General features: G+C 65.6%; 16 protein-coding genes. 3 read left to right on the top strand and 13 right to left on the bottom strand.

The window, feature by feature from the left end:
* Position 1: 1 nt before the first annotated feature.
* Positions 2–895, bottom strand: coding sequence for an amino acid ABC transporter substrate-binding protein (locus ASC78_RS07585; protein WP_055798694.1), 894 nt, complete (start codon positions 893–895; stop codon positions 2–4).
* Between the two features lie 143 nt (positions 896–1,038).
* Between ASC78_RS07585 and ASC78_RS07580 the strand changes: the two genes are divergently transcribed.
* Positions 1,039–1,959, top strand: a complete 921-nt coding sequence (locus tag ASC78_RS07580; RefSeq protein WP_055798693.1) for a LysR family transcriptional regulator — start codon at positions 1,039–1,041, stop codon at positions 1,957–1,959.
* 61 nt (positions 1,960–2,020) lie between these two features.
* Positions 2,021–2,482, top strand: a complete 462-nt coding sequence (locus ASC78_RS07575; protein WP_055798690.1) for an SET domain-containing protein — start codon at positions 2,021–2,023, stop codon at positions 2,480–2,482.
* Between the two features lie 120 nt (positions 2,483–2,602).
* On the opposite strand, the gene ASC78_RS07570 is transcribed toward ASC78_RS07575, so the two are convergent.
* Complete coding sequence (locus tag ASC78_RS07570; RefSeq protein WP_055798687.1) at positions 2,603–3,517, bottom strand: protein NO VEIN domain-containing protein; 915 nt, start codon at positions 3,515–3,517, stop codon at positions 2,603–2,605.
* 164 nt (positions 3,518–3,681) lie between these two features.
* Here ASC78_RS07570 and ASC78_RS07565 point away from each other — a divergent pair, with 164 nt between their 5' ends.
* Complete coding sequence (locus tag ASC78_RS07565) at positions 3,682–4,332, top strand: ABC transporter ATP-binding protein (protein ID WP_055798800.1); 651 nt, start codon at positions 3,682–3,684, stop codon at positions 4,330–4,332.
* Between the two features lie 19 nt (positions 4,333–4,351).
* Here the strand turns inward: ASC78_RS07565 and ASC78_RS07560 are convergent, their stop codons facing one another.
* Genes ASC78_RS07560 through ASC78_RS07510 form a run of 11 tightly spaced genes read right to left on the bottom strand, consistent with a single transcriptional unit; the run spans position 4,352 to position 16,425 of the window.
* The gene (locus ASC78_RS07560; protein WP_082517466.1) at positions 4,352–5,479 is read right to left on the bottom strand and encodes an ABC transporter substrate-binding protein; all 1,128 of its coding nucleotides are present in this window, start codon (positions 5,477–5,479) and stop codon (positions 4,352–4,354) included.
* Between the two features lie 43 nt (positions 5,480–5,522).
* The gene (locus tag ASC78_RS07555) at positions 5,523–6,620 is read right to left on the bottom strand and encodes an ABC transporter permease (protein ID WP_055798684.1); all 1,098 of its coding nucleotides are present in this window, start codon (positions 6,618–6,620) and stop codon (positions 5,523–5,525) included.
* Entirely contained in the window at positions 6,617–8,194 is a 1,578-nt protein-coding gene (locus ASC78_RS07550) for a sugar ABC transporter ATP-binding protein (protein ID WP_055798682.1), read from the bottom strand. The genes ASC78_RS07555 and ASC78_RS07550 overlap by 4 nt, the downstream gene beginning before the upstream one ends.
* Positions 8,176–9,105 carry a YncE family protein gene (locus tag ASC78_RS07545; RefSeq protein ID WP_055798679.1) on the bottom strand — a complete coding sequence of 310 codons (930 nt, stop codon included), beginning with the start codon at positions 9,103–9,105 and terminating at the stop codon, positions 8,176–8,178. The genes ASC78_RS07550 and ASC78_RS07545 overlap by 19 nt, the downstream gene beginning before the upstream one ends.
* The gene (locus ASC78_RS07540; RefSeq protein ID WP_235505021.1) at positions 9,102–10,031 is read right to left on the bottom strand and encodes an SMP-30/gluconolactonase/LRE family protein; all 930 of its coding nucleotides are present in this window, start codon (positions 10,029–10,031) and stop codon (positions 9,102–9,104) included. The genes ASC78_RS07545 and ASC78_RS07540 overlap by 4 nt, the downstream gene beginning before the upstream one ends.
* 17 nt (positions 10,032–10,048) lie before the next feature.
* Positions 10,049–11,437, bottom strand: a complete 1,389-nt coding sequence (locus ASC78_RS07535) for an ABC transporter substrate-binding protein (protein WP_055798676.1) — start codon at positions 11,435–11,437, stop codon at positions 10,049–10,051.
* Positions 11,434–12,258 carry a carbohydrate ABC transporter permease gene (locus ASC78_RS07530; protein WP_055798673.1) on the bottom strand — a complete coding sequence of 275 codons (825 nt, stop codon included), beginning with the start codon at positions 12,256–12,258 and terminating at the stop codon, positions 11,434–11,436. The genes ASC78_RS07535 and ASC78_RS07530 overlap by 4 nt, the downstream gene beginning before the upstream one ends.
* Positions 12,259–12,268: 10 nt before the next feature.
* Positions 12,269–13,144 (bottom strand): carbohydrate ABC transporter permease, encoded by an 876-nt coding sequence (locus tag ASC78_RS07525; protein ID WP_055798670.1) that lies wholly within the window; start codon positions 13,142–13,144, stop codon positions 12,269–12,271.
* A 5-nt stretch (positions 13,145–13,149) separates the two neighbouring features.
* On the bottom strand, positions 13,150–14,481 hold the full coding sequence (locus ASC78_RS07520) for an ABC transporter substrate-binding protein (RefSeq protein WP_055798666.1): 1,332 nt from the start codon (positions 14,479–14,481) through the stop codon (positions 13,150–13,152).
* Positions 14,482–14,517: 36 nt separating this feature from the next.
* Positions 14,518–15,609 (bottom strand): ABC transporter ATP-binding protein, encoded by a 1,092-nt coding sequence (locus ASC78_RS07515; protein WP_055798663.1) that lies wholly within the window; start codon positions 15,607–15,609, stop codon positions 14,518–14,520.
* A gap of 36 nt (positions 15,610–15,645) precedes the next feature.
* Positions 15,646–16,425 (bottom strand): cytochrome b561 domain-containing protein, encoded by a 780-nt coding sequence (locus tag ASC78_RS07510; protein WP_327198116.1) that lies wholly within the window; start codon positions 16,423–16,425, stop codon positions 15,646–15,648.
* Positions 16,426–16,549 lie beyond the last annotated feature (124 nt).

Below are 16,549 nucleotides of genomic sequence, written 5' to 3'. Positions count from 1 at the left end.
TTCACACGCCCTTGTTGTTCGGGTTCTTGTAGGCCTCGCGCACGGCGTCGGACATCGGGAAGTTGAGGTTCACGTTGCGCGGAGGAATGGGTGTCATGAACCACTTGGCATAGAGCTTGTCGATGGCGCCCGACTTCATCATCTCGGTCACGGCCTGGTCGACGATGGCCTTGAACTGGGGGTCGTCCTTGCGCATCATGATGCCGTAAGGCTCCTGGCGCAGCACGTCTTTCAGCAGCTTGTAGTCGGAGGCATTCGGCTGGTTGGCAATGAGGCCGGCCAGCTGCACGTCGTCGAGCACATAGGCCACGGCGCGGTCGCTCGCGAGTAGCAGGAAGGCGTCGGCCGTGTCCTTGCCCGCGATTTCCTGCACCTCGATGTTCTCGGTCTTGCGGAAGCCGCGCAGCAGCTGCATCGAAGTGCTGCCGGCCACCGTGGCCACGGTCTTGCCCTGCAGGTCGGCGATCGAGTTGATGCCCGAGTTCTTCTTTACCGCGGCCGTGATGTTGGTGACGAAATGGCTCGGCGCAAAGTCGACCTGCTGCTGGCGCTGCACCGTGTTGGTGGTGGTGGCGCAGTCGAGATCGACCGTGCCGTTCTGAACCAGCGGGATGCGGTTGGTCGAATTGAGCAGCGTGTAGCGCACCTCGATCTTCTGAAGGCCGAGCTTGCCCTTGATGGCATCGACCACCTTCAAGCAGATCTCGTTGGTGAAGCCGATGGGCGCGCTCTCGGCGCCGGTCTTGTAAGAGAACGGAATCTGCGTGTCGCGGCTGCCGATCTGCACCGTGCCTGTTTCCTTGATCTTTCGCAGCGTGGGGCTCTCTTGCGCGGCGGCGGCGCCGCAGAGCAGCGCAATGCAGGCGCCGAGCGCGAGGGACTGTTTGAGGTTCATGGAATGTTCCTTTGAAGATGAGGCAGGAAGTACACGGGGCAGGACCGGAGCGAATCTTCTGCGCACCCTCAAATTTCTAAAAGCGATTTTTTGTGATCGAATAACATGAATAAAAGGATTCAATACAAGGGTAACGCACCGTGATGACCTTCAAGCAGCTCGAAGCCCTCTACTGGATTGCCAAGCTCGGCGGCTTCGCGCAGGCGGCCAACCAGCTTCACACCTCGCAGTCGGCCGTGTCCAAGCGCGTGCACGAACTCGAGCTGCTGTTCGACACCGCGCTTTTCGACCGCAGCCAGCGCACCGCGCGCCTGACCGAAAAAGGCGAGGAGATGTTCGTGCTCGCGGCCAGGCTGCTCGAGCAGCGCGACGCCGCGGTCGAGCAGTTCAGCAAGCCGGGCGTGGTGGAGCGCCGGCTGCGCATCGGCGTGACCGAGCTCACGGCGATGACATGGCTGCCGCGGCTCGTTGGCCTGATCCAGCGGCACTACCCGAAGGTCATTCTCGAACCCGATGTCGACGACAGCCTGCAGCTGCGCGACAAACTCTTGGCCGACGAACTCGACCTCGTCATCGTGCCCGACACCTTTGCCGATGCGCGCATGCAGAGCAAGGCCATCGGCGACGTGAAGAGCGCATGGATGTGCAAGCCCGGCGTGGTCCAGGCCACCGGCAGCGTGCGGCTGCATGAACTCGCGCGGCACCGCATGCTGGTGCAGGGCAAGAGCTCCGGCACCGGCCGTGCCTACGACGCCTGGATGAAGGACCAGGGCGTGCAGCCTTCCGACACCATTGTGGTGAGCAACCTCGTGGCCCTGACCGGGCTCACCGTGTCGGGCCTGGGCGTGAGCTACCTTCCGCGCCAGTGCCTGGAGCCGCTGGTCTCGGCCGGCATGCTGGCGGTGATCGACGTGACGCCCGCCCTGCCGGTGGTGCGCTACGTGGCCATGCACAAGGGCGAGCACCGCAGCGCACTCACCTCGTCCATCGTCATGCTGGCGCAGGAATGCTGCGATTTCACGCGCATGTTCCAGGCCCAGTCCGACGAAGAATCCGACGGGTGAGAGCACAGCTGGTGCACACTTGCACACTCTCCCGTCTCTCAACTCCCCGGCTCTTTCGCACATGAAACCCCGCAAGCAAACCTCGTCCACACCCCACATCCGGGTCGCGCCCAGCGGGGTGCACGGGCTCGGTGCGTTTGCAACGCGCGACCTGCCGGCGGAGGCGTTCCTCGGCCTCTACGAAGGCCGGCGCTACACGCCGCAGGAGATCGCCGCCAAGTCGTGGGACGACCAGCTCACCTACCTGTTCACGCTCTCCAACCACGAGACGATCGACGGCGCCAAGGGCGGCAACGGCACGCGCCACCTGAACCACGCCTGCGACCCCAACTGCGAGGCGGTCGAGGAATACGACGACGCGGGCGAGCTGATGCTGAAGTTCCAGACCCTGGTGCCGGTCGATGCGGGCGACGAGTTGTTCATCGACTACTCGCTGACTGCGGACGACGGTTCGCCGGCTGAAAACTACCCTTGCCATTGCGGCTCGCCCAATTGCCGCGGGACCATGCTGGCGCCGGCCTAGAGCTGCAGGTTCACCGCCACCCTGGGGTCGTCCGGCGACGTTTGCGCCACCACGAAAAGCAAAAAAGCGGCGCCCCTTTGGGGACGCCGCTTTTTTTCGGGCCGCTCCAGCTGCCCGCTGTTACAGCGGATCGAACCCCGGCGCCTGCGCCATCTCGGAAGCCTTGTAGATCTTGTGCTGCGCCGTGGGGCCGAGCGCGTCGGAGACCACCAGCAGGCGCCAGAGCGGCTCGCGCGCCGAGCACGCCCGTTCTTCGTCGGTGAGCTGGAAGGCCGGCAGGCCCGTGGCGGTCCCCTTCACCACGACCCTGAGAAGTGTCGCGCCCTTCGCGTTCGACACCTCGATGTCATAGCCGAGGCCTTGGCTGCTCACGTCCTCGGCGTTGTAGCCGTAGCCCTTGAAGTGGCGCATCACGTAGGCCGCGGCGGCGGCCTGCACGTCTTCGCGCGAGACTTGCCCGGAGCCCGGCTGTCCCTCGGCCGCGGTGTCGGGAACGCTGCCTCGGGCCCTGGAAGCCTTGATTTCGGCTTCATCGGGAATCCAGCCGCGCGGACCGCGGACCAGCACCGCGAGCTTTTGGGCCGGCTCCCAGATTGCCACATGCCATTCGCTCTCGTCGCGCACCCGCGTCGACACCTTCGCGCCCTTGTTGCTCTCGAGTTCGGCGATGGGCACGCGGTTCGTCTGCACAACGGCGCGGAAGCCCTGGCCTGCATCGAAGGTCCGCTTGAGCAGCGCCAGGCGGTCCTTGGCGCGCTGGATCTGGTAGGGCGTGCGTTCGCTGCCGTCCGGCCGATGGTGCGTGTCCAGCGACTCGAGGCAGAACCAGCGTCCTTGCGCACCCACGCTCACGTATTCCGCCCAGATGGTGGCAATGACGTTGTCGCCGGTGGCCAGCCAGGCTTGGTCGAACGGCTTTTCGCGCGCATCGAACACGCCCATCTTGGCGACGATTTCGACCGGCGTGAGCCTCGGTCCTGACAGGCGCATCTCGTCGATGACGGCGAGTACGGGGGGATCGACTTCCTTGTCCATGCAATGGGGTTTTGGCGAATTGGGGGGTGGGAGTATGCCGTATCGGCCGCCGCACTTTTGAGATGGCCGGCCGTTCGCACACCTGTTACGGCGACCCTACATTGTTTCGCTTGCCGAAAGGGTACTCATCGGCCAAGGCAGAATCCGGCGAAGGCCTCCTGCACATGAATCCCCCGACCCCGCACCCCATCCTCCAACTCGACGACGTGGGCTTTGCCTATCCGGGCCAGCCGGCGCTGGCATCCGGCTGGTGCGCCTCGGTGGGCGAAGGCGTCACGCTGCTGTATGGCGACACAGGGACCGGAAAGTCGACCCTGCTGCGCGTGATCGCGGGCACGCAGCCCGCTTCCGGACGGCTGACACTGGCTGGCGCGCGCCTCGACGCGGAGCCCGAGGCCTACAAGCGCCACGTGTTCTTCTGCGATCCGGCCACGGATGCCTTCGACCAAGTGACCGCGCGTGCCTGCACGGCCGCCCTGGGCGAAGGCGATGCGGGCTTCGATGCGCCGCTGTGGCAGACGCTTGTCGAGGGCTTCTCGTTGCTGCCGCACATCGACAAGCCGATGTACATGCTCTCGACCGGATCGAAGCGCAAGGTGTGGCTCGCGGCCGCACTGGCTTCCGGCCGGCCGCTGGTGCTGCTCGACGAACCCGAGGGCGCGCTCGATGCGCGGTCGATCGGCTGCCTGTGGAAAGCCATCGAATCGCTCGCGGCACGCCCGGGCCATGCGATCGTCATTGCGAGCAGCGCGCGCCTCGAACACGTTCCGCAGATTCAGCTCGTTGGCTGCATCGAGCTGCCGCTTCGTCGTTGAACGCGGCGCCCTCCCCGGCTTACTTGCCCCAGATCCGTTTGTAGGCGTCGCGATAGCCGTTGCCGGGATCGAAGCTGTTGGTCGGCCCGCCATCGTTCGCGATGTTCTCCGCCGTGACCAGGTGCACCGGCGTCGAGTAGCCGCTCGGGGCCTGACTGTTGAGCGCACGGTTGATCTCGTCGACCATCTGCCAGCCATGCAGGCTCAGCGGCTCAGGCACCGTGCCGGCCTGGAAGCGCTTGCTGCGGATGCGCTGGTAGGCCGATTCCGAACCATCGCCGCCCGAGAGGTTCTGCAGGTTCTTCGCCATGCCGCCGGCGGATTGCAAGGTCGGCCCCATGAAGTCGAAGTAGAGATCGTTGATGCCCAGCGAATAGGTCCACTTCCCGCCGTGCCGCTGGATCAGCGAGGTGGTCAGCTGCGGCATGCGGGTCGACGTATCGGCCAGTGGCGTGTCCTCGACGCCCAGCAAGGTGCAGCCGCCGCACTTCTTGATGACCTCGGCCATGGCGTTCGACTTGGCAATGGCCACCGCGTAGGCAGAGTCGGTGAAGACCACCACGCCGGCCTTGCCGTCGGACTTGGCGACCGCGTAGAGCGCCGCGATTTCCGCCACGTCCTGCGCATTGGTCGTCACGTTGAAGAACAGGCCGTCGACGGCGCCGGATTCCTTCGCGGCATGCCAGCCGACCACGGGGATCTTGGCCTCGGCCGCCTTCTTGACGCTGGTGGCCTGCTCCTTGGCGTCGAAGCCACCGAGCAGGATGCCGGCCGGCTTGAGCGCCATCGCCTGGTTGAAGGCCGCCGTGCGGCCTTGCACTGTCCCCTGCCCATCGAGCACCCGCACCTTCCAGCCGATGACCTTGGTGGCCTCTTCCACGCCCTTGGAGACGCCGAGCACGCCGCCGTTGCGCATGTCGGAAGCGACGAACACGATGGTCTTGTCGGCCGCGGCCTTCGGGCCGGTGGTTGGGCCGTCCCACTTGGTCTTCGGCGCGGTCGCGGCAGCGACCTTGGTCTTTGCGAGCTCCAGAAAATCGTCGGCCATGGCGTGGCCGGACAGGGCGGCCAGGCTCGCGGCCAAGGCGGCGGCGAACACCGTGCGGCGTGCACGGTGCAGGGATGCATGGAGGAAGTTTGTTGTCATGTTTGTCTCTCGTTGCTCTGGTTGGTGGTGGGAAAGGAAGACCTCAGGACTCCGCGGGCAGCTTCGCAGCGCCGGTGGGATGGGACGCGATCTGCTGCTCGGCGATGCGGCGCTTGATCGACTGGCCGCGCTTGCGTTGCGCATAGCCCGCGATACCGATGGACACCAGCAGCGTGATGCCGTTGAACAGCGGCTCGACAAAGAACGCGCCGCCGAACTGCTGGATGCCCGAGATGCCCACGGCAAGGATCGCCACGCCGACCAACGTGCCCCACACGTTCACGCGCCCAGGCCGGATGGTGGTGGAGCCGAGGAAGGCGCCGACCAGCGCCGGCAGCAGGAACTCGAGCCCCACGCCGGCCTGGCCGATCTGCAGCCGCGAGGCCAGCACCACCCCCGCAAAGGCCGACAGCGTGCCCGAGGCAACGAAAGCGCCCATCACGCACTTCTGCAGCGGAATGCCGTTGAGCACGGCGGCCTTCGGGTTGGAGCCGATCACGTAAAAGGCGCGGCCAATCGGCGTGTGCTCGCTCACCAGCCACAGCACCACGGCCAGCGCCATCACATAGAAGGCGGTGACCGGCAGGCCGAAGAGATCGGCGCCCGCGATGTTCAAGAAGCCGTCGGGCAGGTTGCCGATCACCTGGCGCCCGCCGCTGTGCCACATCGCGACGGCGTACAGCACGGTGCCGGTGCCCAGCGTGGCGATGAAGGAGTCGATCTGCGCCTGCTCCACCAGCACGCCGTTGAGCACGCCAAAGAGCGCGCCGCACAGCAGCACCACGGCCACCGCTGCCGGCCACGACAGGCCGAACTGCGTCTGCAGGCTGATCGCGAGGATGTGCCACAGCACGATGCCGTAGCCGACCGTGAGATCGATCTTGCCGGTCATCATCGGAATGGTGGCGGCGAGCGCGAGCAATGCGATCACCGACTTGTCGCTGAGGATCGAGCGCAGGTTGAACAGCGTCGGGAAACTCTGCGGCAGCAGAATCGAGAACAACACGATCAGCCCGATGGTCAGCACCGGCAAGCCGTAGACCGGCATCTGCCGCCCGATGCGGCCGAGCAGGCTCAGCGTATGGGCGGTGTCGAAGGACGGATCGGGTTCGAGCGCGGTGGCCCGGATGGAAGTGGTCATGACGCGATTGCCTCTGGTGTTGTAGTGGATGTCTTCTTGGCTTGTGTGGCGGCGTCGTCGCCGCCTGCGGCTGCGACCAGCAGTCGCGCGACGCTGAGCCCGGCGCCGTCGAGCTCGCAGGCCACCGTGCCGCCGCGAAACACCATGGCGCGCGTGCACACGTTGGCCACTTCCTCGAAGTCGGTGGAAATCACCAGCACGCAGACGCCGGCATCGGCCTGCTCGCGCAGGATCTCGTAGATCTGCCGCTTGGCGCCGACGTCGACGCCCGCGGTGGGCTCCTCCAGGATGAGGAGCGGCAGCTTCAGGTTCATCCAGCGCGCCAGCACCACCTTCTGCTGGTTGCCTCCGCTCAAGTTCTGGATCTCGGCATGGGGCGCCGGAGGATTGATGTCGAACTGGCGGATCAGCCGCTGTGCGTCGGCAGACTCCGCGTGCGGCGCGAGCCGCGCCATCAAGGTACCGAGCGCGAGCGCGGGGTTGGGAAACAGGTTCTCCTGCACACTGAGGCTGGCACCGAGGTTTTCGTCGATACGGTCGGCCGCCACCAGCCCGATGCCGAGGCGGATGGCCTCCGCGGGATTGCGCGGCGCAACGGATCGGTCGCCGATCAGGATGCGGCCACGCTCCAGTTCCATGAGGCCGAACAGCATGCGCCCGATCGCCTCGTGTCCGGCGCCGCGCAGGCCGATCAGGCCCAGCACCTCACCGCGGCGGGCCTGCAGGGTCACGGGGCCGGCGTTGGCCGCATACACCGCGTCGAGCGTGAGCAGGGTCTCGCTGCCATCGCCGCGGGCCTTGGGCAGAGATGCATCGAACTTGCTGCCGACGATGAGTTCGACCAGCTCCGCCGCGCTCGCTTCTTGCGTGACGCGGGTGCCGACCAGCTTGCCGTCGCGCATGACCGCCGCGCGATCCGAGATGTCCATGATCTCGTCGAGCCGGTGCGAAACATAGATCATCGCCACGCCGCGCTCACGCAGCTGCCGCAGCAGCGCAAACATGCGCTGCACGTCGGCCATCGGCAGGCTGGCGGTGGGCTCGTCGAGCACCAGCACGCGCGCGTCGGCATCGAGCGCGCGGCCGATCGCGAGCAGCGACTTCTCGGCGCGCGTCAACGTGAAGACGCGGCGCCGCGGATCGATGTCGCAGCCGACGTGGCCGAGCACGCGGCGCGCGTTGCGCTCGACCTGCTTCCAGTCGATGAGCCCGAACCGGCGCGGAAATCCCATGCCGAGCGCCACGTTCTCGGCCACTGTCATCCATTCGACCAGCCCGAGGTCCTGGTGGATGAACGCCATGCCTTGCTGGTCGCGGGGCACCGCGCGCCACTCGGCCTCGGGGCGGTCCTGCAGGAACACGCTGCCGCTGTCCTGGCTGTAGACGCCCGCCAGGATCTTGATAAGGGTCGACTTGCCGGCGCCGTTCTCGCCCAGCAGCGCGAGGATCTCGCCGGCATGCAGGTCGAGCGAGACATCGTCGACAGCCTGCGTGCCGCCAAAGCGCTTGCTCAGCGCCTCGACGCGCAGCACGGGGCGCGCGGTGGCCGGTCCGTTCACAGCATCACCACGCATGACACGTCCGGCTCGCGCTGAGTGGCGATGAAGCGTTCGAAGGCCAGTGTCTCCATGTTGAAGTAGCCGAGCTTGTCGTTGTCCTGGCTGACGAAGGCGAGCGAGCGGGTCGGGTGGAAGCTCAGCGCGATCGGGCGCGCCTCCATCGGGATGCGGGCCAGTTCCTGGAGGCTTGCCGCGTCGACCACCGAGAGGCTGCGCTCGCCATAGTTGGTGACCACCAGCCGCCCATCGCGGTACAGGTACAGGCGCGTCGGGTCCTCGCGCGACGGGGCTTCGCGCACCACCTTCATGCTCGCGGTGTCGATGGCCGCGAGCGTGTTGCTCCAGCGGTTGGTGACGTAGAGCGTCTGCTCGTCGGCCGAGAGAGCGTAGCCCTCGGGCTTCTCGCCGGGCGAGCACGACACCGGCGCCGCCGTGGCGTCGTGCGGCCGCACCTTGGTCACGGTGTGCGAGAGCAGGTTCATTACGTAGGCCGTCTGTCCATCGCGCGTCAGCGCGAACAGGTGGCTCTTGATGCCGCCGGCGGGCACGGCGCGGCGCGGTGCGGTGTCGGTCTCGGGGCGGTCGAGCACCACCAGCTGCGCGCGGTCCTCGCTCAATGCATAGAGCCGGCCCTGTTCGTCCATCTGCATGCCGTGCAGCCGGTTGAAAGGCGCGATGTCGATGGTGCGCGCGAGCTTGCGCGCGGCAAGGTCGATCTGGAAGATGCGCGTGCCGCCGTGGCCCAGGTGGCCCGAAGTCTCGACACCGTAGTGGCCCACGTAGGCGAAACGCTTCGCTGCGTCCACTACGAACTCATGCGGAAACTCTTCGAGCTGGATGCTGTGCAGCCGCTCGCCGCTCGCTACGTCGTAGTAGCTGAAGCAGTGGCTGCACTTTTCCACCAGGAGCAAAATTTCTTGTGTCATGGACGCTGGATTCCTTCCGTACGAAGCGTGATGCGGTAGAGCGAGGTGCTCGCTGCGATGTAGAGCTGGTTGCGCCGGGCGCCGCCGAAGCTGAGGTTGCCCACCTTCTCGGGCACATGGATCTTGCCGAGCAGGCTGCCGTCGGGGTGATAGACCTGCACGCTGTCCAGGCTGCTGGTGTAGAGCCAGCCCTGCGCATCAAGGCGAAAGCCGTCGGGCAGGCCGGGGTTCACCTCGGCAAAGACGCGCGGGTTCGAGAGCCCCTCGGCATTCACGTCGAACACCATCAGGTGGTGGCGTCCGTCGCCGTCGCTGCGCATCGCAGCCGAGGTGTCGCTCACGTAGAGCAGTGATTCGTCGGGCGAGAACGCGAGGCCGTTGGGCTCCTCGACCGCATCGGTCATGGCGTCGAGCCGGCCGCTGGCCGGGTCGAAGCGGAACACGAAGTTGGCGGCCTGTTCGCGCTCGGCGCGGTGGCCCTCGCGGTCGCTCGCAATGCCGTAGGGCGGGTCGGTAAACCAGATCGTGCCGTCGCGCTTGACGACGATGTCGTTGGGAGAATTGAAGCGCTTGCCGAGGTAACGGTCGACCACGATCTCGTCCGGCGTGTCGGCGTGCACCCCATTGGCCGAAGCCCGCGTGCGCACGATGGCGCGCAACCCATGCGAGCAATGCAGAAGATCGCCATTCAGGTCGCGCGTGTGGCCGTTGGTGAACTCGACCCCGCTACGCCAGACCGCCATGCCGCCCTGCGCGCTCCAGCGCAGCATGCGGTTGTTGGGGATGTCGCTCCAGAGCACGGCGTCGTCCTCGTGCATCCAGACCGGGCCTTCGCTCCACTCGGCGCCGGTGCACAGCTGCTCGAGCCGGGCGCCCTCGACGACGGGAGAGAGGCGAGCGTCGAAGATTTCAATAGGGGTGTCCATGCGTTTCATCTTTCGCATCAGCCGTTGGAACGGCCTTCCTTGATCCAGCCACCACTTCGAAGCAACGATTCAAGCGGCGAAACGGTGGAGGCAAGGGCCTCGCGCGCGGTGCGCCTGCCCGTCAATACATCGGGCAGGGCCTGTCCAATGATGCTCTTGCTCATCTCGTCCCATTCAGGGATCAAGGGCCGCCAATCCGGATTGGCTGCACGCAGCACGAAAGGCAAGATGCCTTGTTCGGGATTCCTGATCTTGAAATCGACGTTGGCCAGTGTCGACCATCGGCCCGTGTTGCCGCCGAGCGTCGCGACGCGAAGATCGTTGGCCTTGCTGGTCATCCATTGGATGAATGCGCAGGCCGCTTCGGGGTGGCGCGCGTTCTTCGGAATGGCCAGGCCGAAGCCGCCGGTCTGCCCCGACAGACGCTTCCCGCTGGGATGCATCGCGTAGGCGACCTTGTCCACCACCTTCGATCGCTTCGGATCCTTGGCCGGACCCATCACGGCCAGCGTATCGAGATAGAACGCGCATTCGCCGTTGAGGAACGCGGCCTGCATTTCGTCGAACCCCGCATTGCGGGCCACGGCCGGACCGGTCTCGACCAGGCGGCGAAGCGTCTCGGCGGCCTTGACGCCTGGCTCTTCGTGCAGCACGGGCTTGAAGCCGGAATCGAACACCTGCCCACCGAATGGCGAAAGATGCAGCAGCCAGGCATGCGTGATCTGATGGCCTGCCTGCGAGCGCGAGCTGACGCCGCCGATCTTTTCCTTGTCTCGAATCACCTCGCAGGCGTACAGCAATTCGTCGTAGGTGGACGGCACTTGCAGCTTCTGCCGCTCCAGGATGTCGCGGCGAAAGCCCAGCACGCTGGTTTCCGCGCCGTAGGGCACGCCGTACAGCCGCGCGTCCGGGCCGGACGGATGGGTCTTCGGACCACCCGCCCTGCCGATGGCTTGGACATAGGCGGGAATCAGGTCCTTGAAGTCGTAGTCCGTCATGGCCAGCAATGGATCGGCCAGCATCTCGTCCAGCGGCCGAAGCAGGCCCTCCTTGAGGTACTCCGCCTTCCACACCACAAGATAGGTGATGACGTCGTGGTCGCCCTGGGGCTTGCGCATGCCCGCGAGCTGGCGGCTTTTCATGTCGAGGTAGGGCGTTCGATCGCGCTCGATCTTGATGCCCGTCTCGCGCGTGAAGTCGTCGAAGAGCTTTTCGGCCGCGTCGTAGTGCGGATGCGGGCCGGGATAGCTCACGCGGATGGTTTGTCCGCGCAGCTTGCCCCAGGCCGACTGGCTTGCGCCCTGCGCATGGGCGCCGAGCCCCCAGCAAGTGGCGCCATACGCGCCCGCCGCCTGGATCAACGCGCGCCGGCCGATCGACGAGCGATGCTTCAGCATGCTCGTCATCCCTTGACCGCTCCGGCGGTGAGCCCGGTGATGATCTGGCGCGCAGCAACGAAGGTGAAGATCAGCGGCGGAATCGCGATGAGGCTGCCCATGGCCATCACCTTGCCCCAATCGACGCCCATGTCGGTGATGAACAGCGAGGCCGCCACGGGGAGCGTGCGGGTGTGGCGGTCGGTCAGCACCAGGGCCAGGATGAACTCGTTCCATGCGATGCGAAAGGTAAAGATCGAAGCCGCGGCAAGGCCAGGTGCCATGAGCGGCAGCAGCACTTTCATGAACACCTTGATGGGGCCGCAGCCGTCGATGGCGGCAGCTTCTTCCAGTTCGATCGGAACCTGCAGCACGAAGCCGTAAAGCAGCCAGATGGTGAACGGCAGGTTGACCGCCACGTAGAGAAGCACCAGTCCCCACAGGCTGTTGATCAAGTGCCACTGGCTCCAGATCATGAAGACCGGAATGGCCAGCACGGCCAGCGGCACGGTGCGCAGCAAGAGCGTGGTGTAGGCAATGGTGTTGCGCCCCGCAAAGCGGAAGCGGGCGAGGCCGTAGGCGGCCATGCAGCCCAGCACCAGGGTGACGGCCGTGGAGACGATGCCGACGAACAGGCTGTTCATCAGGTAGCTGCTGAACTTGTCTTCCTGCAGCACGGCGCGGTAGTTCTCCAGCGTGGGCGTGAAGATGAAATTCAGCGGCTCGGCAAAAATCTGCACCTGCTGGCGAAGGCTGGTGGTAAAGATTACGGCAATGGGCGCGATGCACAGCGCCGCGAGCGCAATCAGCATCGCGTAGTGCAGCACCGTGACGAGAGGGGAGCGTTTCATGGATGCCGCCTTACCTGTCGTTCTTGAGCGGATTCGACAGCCGCAACGCGCCCCAGGACAGGGCCACCACCACCAGAAGCAACAGCACCGAGATGGCGGCCGCAGCACCCAGCTGCTGGCCGACGAAGGCCGTCTTGTAGATGTGCAGCGCGAGAATCTCGGTCGAGTCGCCCGGGCCGCCGAAGGTCAGCACATAGATCACCTCGAGCACGCGGAACGCATCGATCAGCCGCATCATCAGCGTGATGGCGATCACGTGCATCACCATCGGCAGCTTGACTAGGAAGGTCATCTGCCACCACTTGGCGCCATCGATGCGCGAGGCCTCGATCACAGCGCCGTCCACGTTGGCCAAGGCTGCCACCATCATGATGAAGACGAAGGGCGTCCACTGCCAGATGTCGGCGACGACGATGGCTGCGAAGGCCAGGGTGGGGTCGGACAGCCAGCCGCGCGCCGCGATGCCGAACAAGCCCAGGACCGCATTGACCAGGCCGAACTGCGCGTCGAACAGGTAGCGCCAGGCCAGGCCCACCGCAATGGGCGCGATCATCATCGGCAGGATGAACAGCGTGCGAAAGAACGCCGTGCCGCGCACCGGGCGCTCCAGCGCGAGCGCCAGGGCAATGCCCAGCACCATCTCCGCGGTGACGCTCACCGCTGCGAACTGCAGGGTGGTCCACAGCGACGACCAGACGCGCGGATTGGAAAAAGCCGAGACAAAGCTGTCGAGCCCGACCCAGCGGGCGTCGCTCCACGGTGTGCCCATGCTCCAGTCGAAGAAGCCGAGCTGAAAGGCCGACACGACGGGATAAAGGCAGGCGGCCGCCATGATGAGAACGGCCGGGCCAAGATAGAAGGCCGGAACCCAGGGGGATGTTCGCATCGCGATCAGACCTTGTAGCTCGCTTCGCGCATGATCTGCGTGACCGGCCCCACCAGATCATTGAGCGCGGCCTCGGCGGTCTTCTTGCCGGTGAGTGCCTCGGAGATACCGACGCCCAGCGCCTGCACGTTGATCTTGTCCCACACCGGAATGATCGGCCGCCAATCGGGGTTGCTGTACTTCAACGCCTCCCTGAAGGTGATGAACTCCGGGTACTGGCGAATCAGTTCGGCATCGACCATGGTCGAGTTGCGCACCGGCGTGCCGCCGGCCCGGGTGCAGGCTTTGTCCTGCGTTTTCGAAGTGAGCCACTGCATCAACAGGAAACCGGCATCGGCGTTCTTCGCGTTCTTCGGAATTGCCAGGCCCAGGCCGCCCGACTGCGATGCGCGCCGGGTGCCCATGGGGTGCAGCGCCCAGCTCACCTTGCCGGCGACCCTCGATTTGGAAGGGTCGTTGACCAGCCCGGCGAGCGAGGTGGAATCGAGATACATGGCGGCCTGTCCTTGCAGGAAAGCGGTATTGCTTTCGCCCTGTCCATAGGCCGGGATGCCGGCCGGCCCGGTGGCCACCACCTCCTGCAGGAACTTGAGCGCCTTGACGCCCGCCTCGTCGTTGAAGCGCACCTTCCAGTTGTTGTCGAAGATGCTGCCGCCGAGCGGGTTCAGGTGCAGCAGCCAGGCATGCACGCACTGGTGGCCGGCCTGTCCGCGAGAGGCCAATGCGCCGATGCCTTCCTTGTCCTTCAGGACGCGCAGCAGCTTGGCAAACTCGTCGTAGTTGCCGGGCGGCTGCAGGTTGTGCTTGGCGAAGATGTCGCGGCGGTAGGCCAGCACCGAGGTCTCGGCGCCATAGGGCAGGCCGTAAAGCTGCGCACCGGGACCTGCCAGGTAGCCCTTGGGACCACCGACCATGCCCAGGTTTTCCAGGTAGATCGGGACGATGTCCTTCAGGTCGTAGTCGGGATCGGCCAGCGCAGGGTTCTTGAAGAATCGCTCCAGGGGATGGATGAGATTCTTGGCGACGTACTCGCCTTTCCACATCACCACGTAGCTCACCAGGTCGTAGTCGCCCTGCGGCTTGGCCATCTCGAGCAGATGCTTTTCCTTCATGCGCCCCATGGCCAGCTTGTCCACGTCGACCTTGATGCCCGTCTCCTTGGTGAATTCGGGCAGGATCTTCAGCATCGCGTCGTAATGCGGATGCGCTGGAATGCCGAAGGTCACGGTCTGGCCCGCGTACTTGGCATAGCGACTCTGCGCAAGTGCCCCACTGAGGGGAAAGCCGGCGCCGAACACGGTGGCGGCACTGCTCATCACGAAATCTCTTCTCTTCATGGCGGTTTCCTTTTTTCGTTGTTGTTGGACGCGGCATCAAGGGCGCAAGGAGCGTCCGCTGTCGCTGTCGAAGATGTGCAGGTCCGCGCTGTCGAACGCCAGGTGGACGTTGCTGTGCAGCTGGCCATGGGCATCGCCCGGCAGCATCGCGGCCACGCGCTGGCCCGAGGGCGTGGCCATGCGGCCAACGATCTGGCTTTCGGTGCCGAGGTACTCCACCACATCCACCTTGACGGTGAGCTGCGCCGCTTGCGGGCTTGCGCGAAGGGCCTGCGGACGCAGGCCCAGCGTCAGCTCTTGCTCGGGGCCGGGTGGATGGGCCGCCAGCCACGCGGGCGGTTGCCAGGCAAAGCCTTCGCCGCGCAGCAGGCGCTGGCCGTCTTCCAGGGCATAGCGGGCCTTGAAGAAGTTCATGGTCGGCGTGCCGATGAAGCCCGCCACGAACAGGCTCGCCGGCCGCGTGAACACTTCCGACGGCGTGCCCACCTGCTGGATGCGGCCCTTATCGAAGATCACGATGCGCGAGGCCAGCGTCATGGCCTCGACCTGGTCGTGCGTCACATAGACCGTGGTCTTGCCCAGGCGCTCGTGCAGCAGCGCCAGTTCGGCGCGCATGTGGCCGCGCAGCTTGGCATCGAGATTGGAGAGCGGTTCATCGAACAGGAAGACCTTGGGCTCGCGCACGATGGCCCGGCCGATCGCCACGCGCTGGCGCTGCCCGCCCGACAGCTCCTTGGGTTTGCGCGCAAGCAGATGCCCGATGTTCAGCACCTTGGCGGCCGCGGCCACTTTGCTGTCGATCTCCGCCTTGGGCCGGCCCGCCAGGCGCAACGCGAAAGACATGTTGGTGCCGACGTCCATGTGCGGATACAGCGCGTAGTTCTGAAACACCATCGCGATGTCTCGCGCCATCGGTGCCACCCGCGTGACGTCGCGCCCGCCGATGGTGATGTGCCCTTCGCTGACCTCTTCGAGCCCCGCGATCATGCGCAGCGTCGTGCTCTTGCCGCAGCCCGATTCGCCCAGCAGCACGACGAATTCGCCATCGCCGATGGCGAGGTCCATCTGCTGCACGACGGTCACGTCGCCGAAGCGCTTGACCACATTGTTCAATTCCAGACCTGACATCTTGTTGCCTTGAAGTTTTCGTTTTTTGGGAAAGGGTCAGGGTGGGCCGAAGCGTGCTCGCCAGGCTGCCGGCGTGTAGCGTCGCACGCCCCAGCCGACCGCGGGCTGACGGTTGCCGGGGTGCGCGCCGCTCGGTCCCCAGATGGCCTGATAGGTGTCGATGCAACGGCCGCGGCGCTGGAACACGGCGAATACCACCGCGAAGGCGCACCACCAAAGGGCCAGCACGACCGCCATCCAGCGTGGTGCGTCGGCGATGGCAAGCCCGAGAACGATGGTCATCACCGACAAGGCGATGGCCAGCCAGCCCAGCGACTTGTGCGCGCGCTCGAAGCCGATGCGCCAGCGGGTCATGTCGTAGTGGTCGCCACGCAGCCGCACATCGGTCGGGCCACCCTTGCCGCCACGCAGCATGCCGCCTGCCACCTGTGCCCACCCTGCGATACACAGGCCCCAGCCGAGCCATGCATGCACCTGCGCCGCGGCGCCGTGCCTGGTGCCAAGGCCCCATGCGAGCCAGAGGCCAAGGGTCATCGCCAGTACCCCGGCGTACTGCATCGCGCGGTGCGCATGCCACCACGCCTTGTTGTCGAGCTGCTCGGGCCAGTTTTGCCCGGGCACGATCTTGAAGAAGCGCGCCGCCAATGCGCCAAGCGGCAACAGGACGCCCCAGCCGAGCACCATCAGCCGCGCGTGCCAGGCCGTCCAGTCTGCAATGTGGTGTTCGATGGCGCCGGAGAGCGGCGCCAGCAGCCAGTTCCACGGCTCTGCCAGCGCTGCATGGGCCGCGGCGGCGGCCATGAGCGATCTTTCCATCTGCTTGTCTCCGACTGTTATTCGGGAATCGTTGGCGGCAATCGTAGGCAGGCGATTGATCCCCGTAAATTGAAAGCTCTTGATCGATCAATAACCGGAGGTGATCAAACAAGAGCATCGCCAG

The sequence above is a fragment of the Variovorax sp. Root318D1 genome, assembly GCF_001424835.1.
Classification (GTDB): Bacteria; Pseudomonadota; Gammaproteobacteria; order Burkholderiales; family Burkholderiaceae_C; genus Variovorax.
This window is presented reverse-complemented; position numbering and strand designations above follow the sequence as displayed.

Bases quoted from the DNA above. Each gene is read 5' to 3' on its own strand.
- ASC78_RS07525 (WP_055798670.1), bottom strand. From the start codon at position 13,144: ATGCGAACATCCCCCTGGGTTCCGGCCTTCTATCTTGGCCCGGCCGTT.
- ASC78_RS07560 (WP_082517466.1), bottom strand. From the start codon at position 5,479: ATGACAACAAACTTCCTCCATGCATCCCTGCACCGTGCACGCCGCACG.
- ASC78_RS07575 (WP_055798690.1), top strand. From the start codon at position 2,021: ATGAAACCCCGCAAGCAAACCTCGTCCACACCCCACATCCGGGTCGCG.
- ASC78_RS07585 (WP_055798694.1), bottom strand. From the start codon at position 895: ATGAACCTCAAACAGTCCCTCGCGCTCGGCGCCTGCATTGCGCTGCTC.
- ASC78_RS07510 (WP_327198116.1), bottom strand. From the start codon at position 16,425: ATGGAAAGATCGCTCATGGCCGCCGCCGCGGCCCATGCAGCGCTGGCA.
- ASC78_RS07555 (WP_055798684.1), bottom strand. From the start codon at position 6,620: ATGACCACTTCCATCCGGGCCACCGCGCTCGAACCCGATCCGTCCTTC.
- ASC78_RS07570 (WP_055798687.1), bottom strand. From the start codon at position 3,517: ATGGACAAGGAAGTCGATCCCCCCGTACTCGCCGTCATCGACGAGATG.
- ASC78_RS07550 (WP_055798682.1), bottom strand. From the start codon at position 8,194: ATGCGTGGTGATGCTGTGAACGGACCGGCCACCGCGCGCCCCGTGCTG.
- ASC78_RS07540 (WP_235505021.1), bottom strand. From the start codon at position 10,031: ATGGACACCCCTATTGAAATCTTCGACGCTCGCCTCTCTCCCGTCGTC.
- ASC78_RS07530 (WP_055798673.1), bottom strand. From the start codon at position 12,258: ATGAAACGCTCCCCTCTCGTCACGGTGCTGCACTACGCGATGCTGATT.
- ASC78_RS07580 (WP_055798693.1), top strand. From the start codon at position 1,039: ATGACCTTCAAGCAGCTCGAAGCCCTCTACTGGATTGCCAAGCTCGGC.
- ASC78_RS07515 (WP_055798663.1), bottom strand. From the start codon at position 15,609: ATGTCAGGTCTGGAATTGAACAATGTGGTCAAGCGCTTCGGCGACGTG.
- ASC78_RS07565 (WP_055798800.1), top strand. From the start codon at position 3,682: ATGAATCCCCCGACCCCGCACCCCATCCTCCAACTCGACGACGTGGGC.
- ASC78_RS07535 (WP_055798676.1), bottom strand. From the start codon at position 11,437: ATGACGAGCATGCTGAAGCATCGCTCGTCGATCGGCCGGCGCGCGTTG.
- ASC78_RS07520 (WP_055798666.1), bottom strand. From the start codon at position 14,481: ATGAAGAGAAGAGATTTCGTGATGAGCAGTGCCGCCACCGTGTTCGGC.
- ASC78_RS07545 (WP_055798679.1), bottom strand. From the start codon at position 9,105: ATGACACAAGAAATTTTGCTCCTGGTGGAAAAGTGCAGCCACTGCTTC.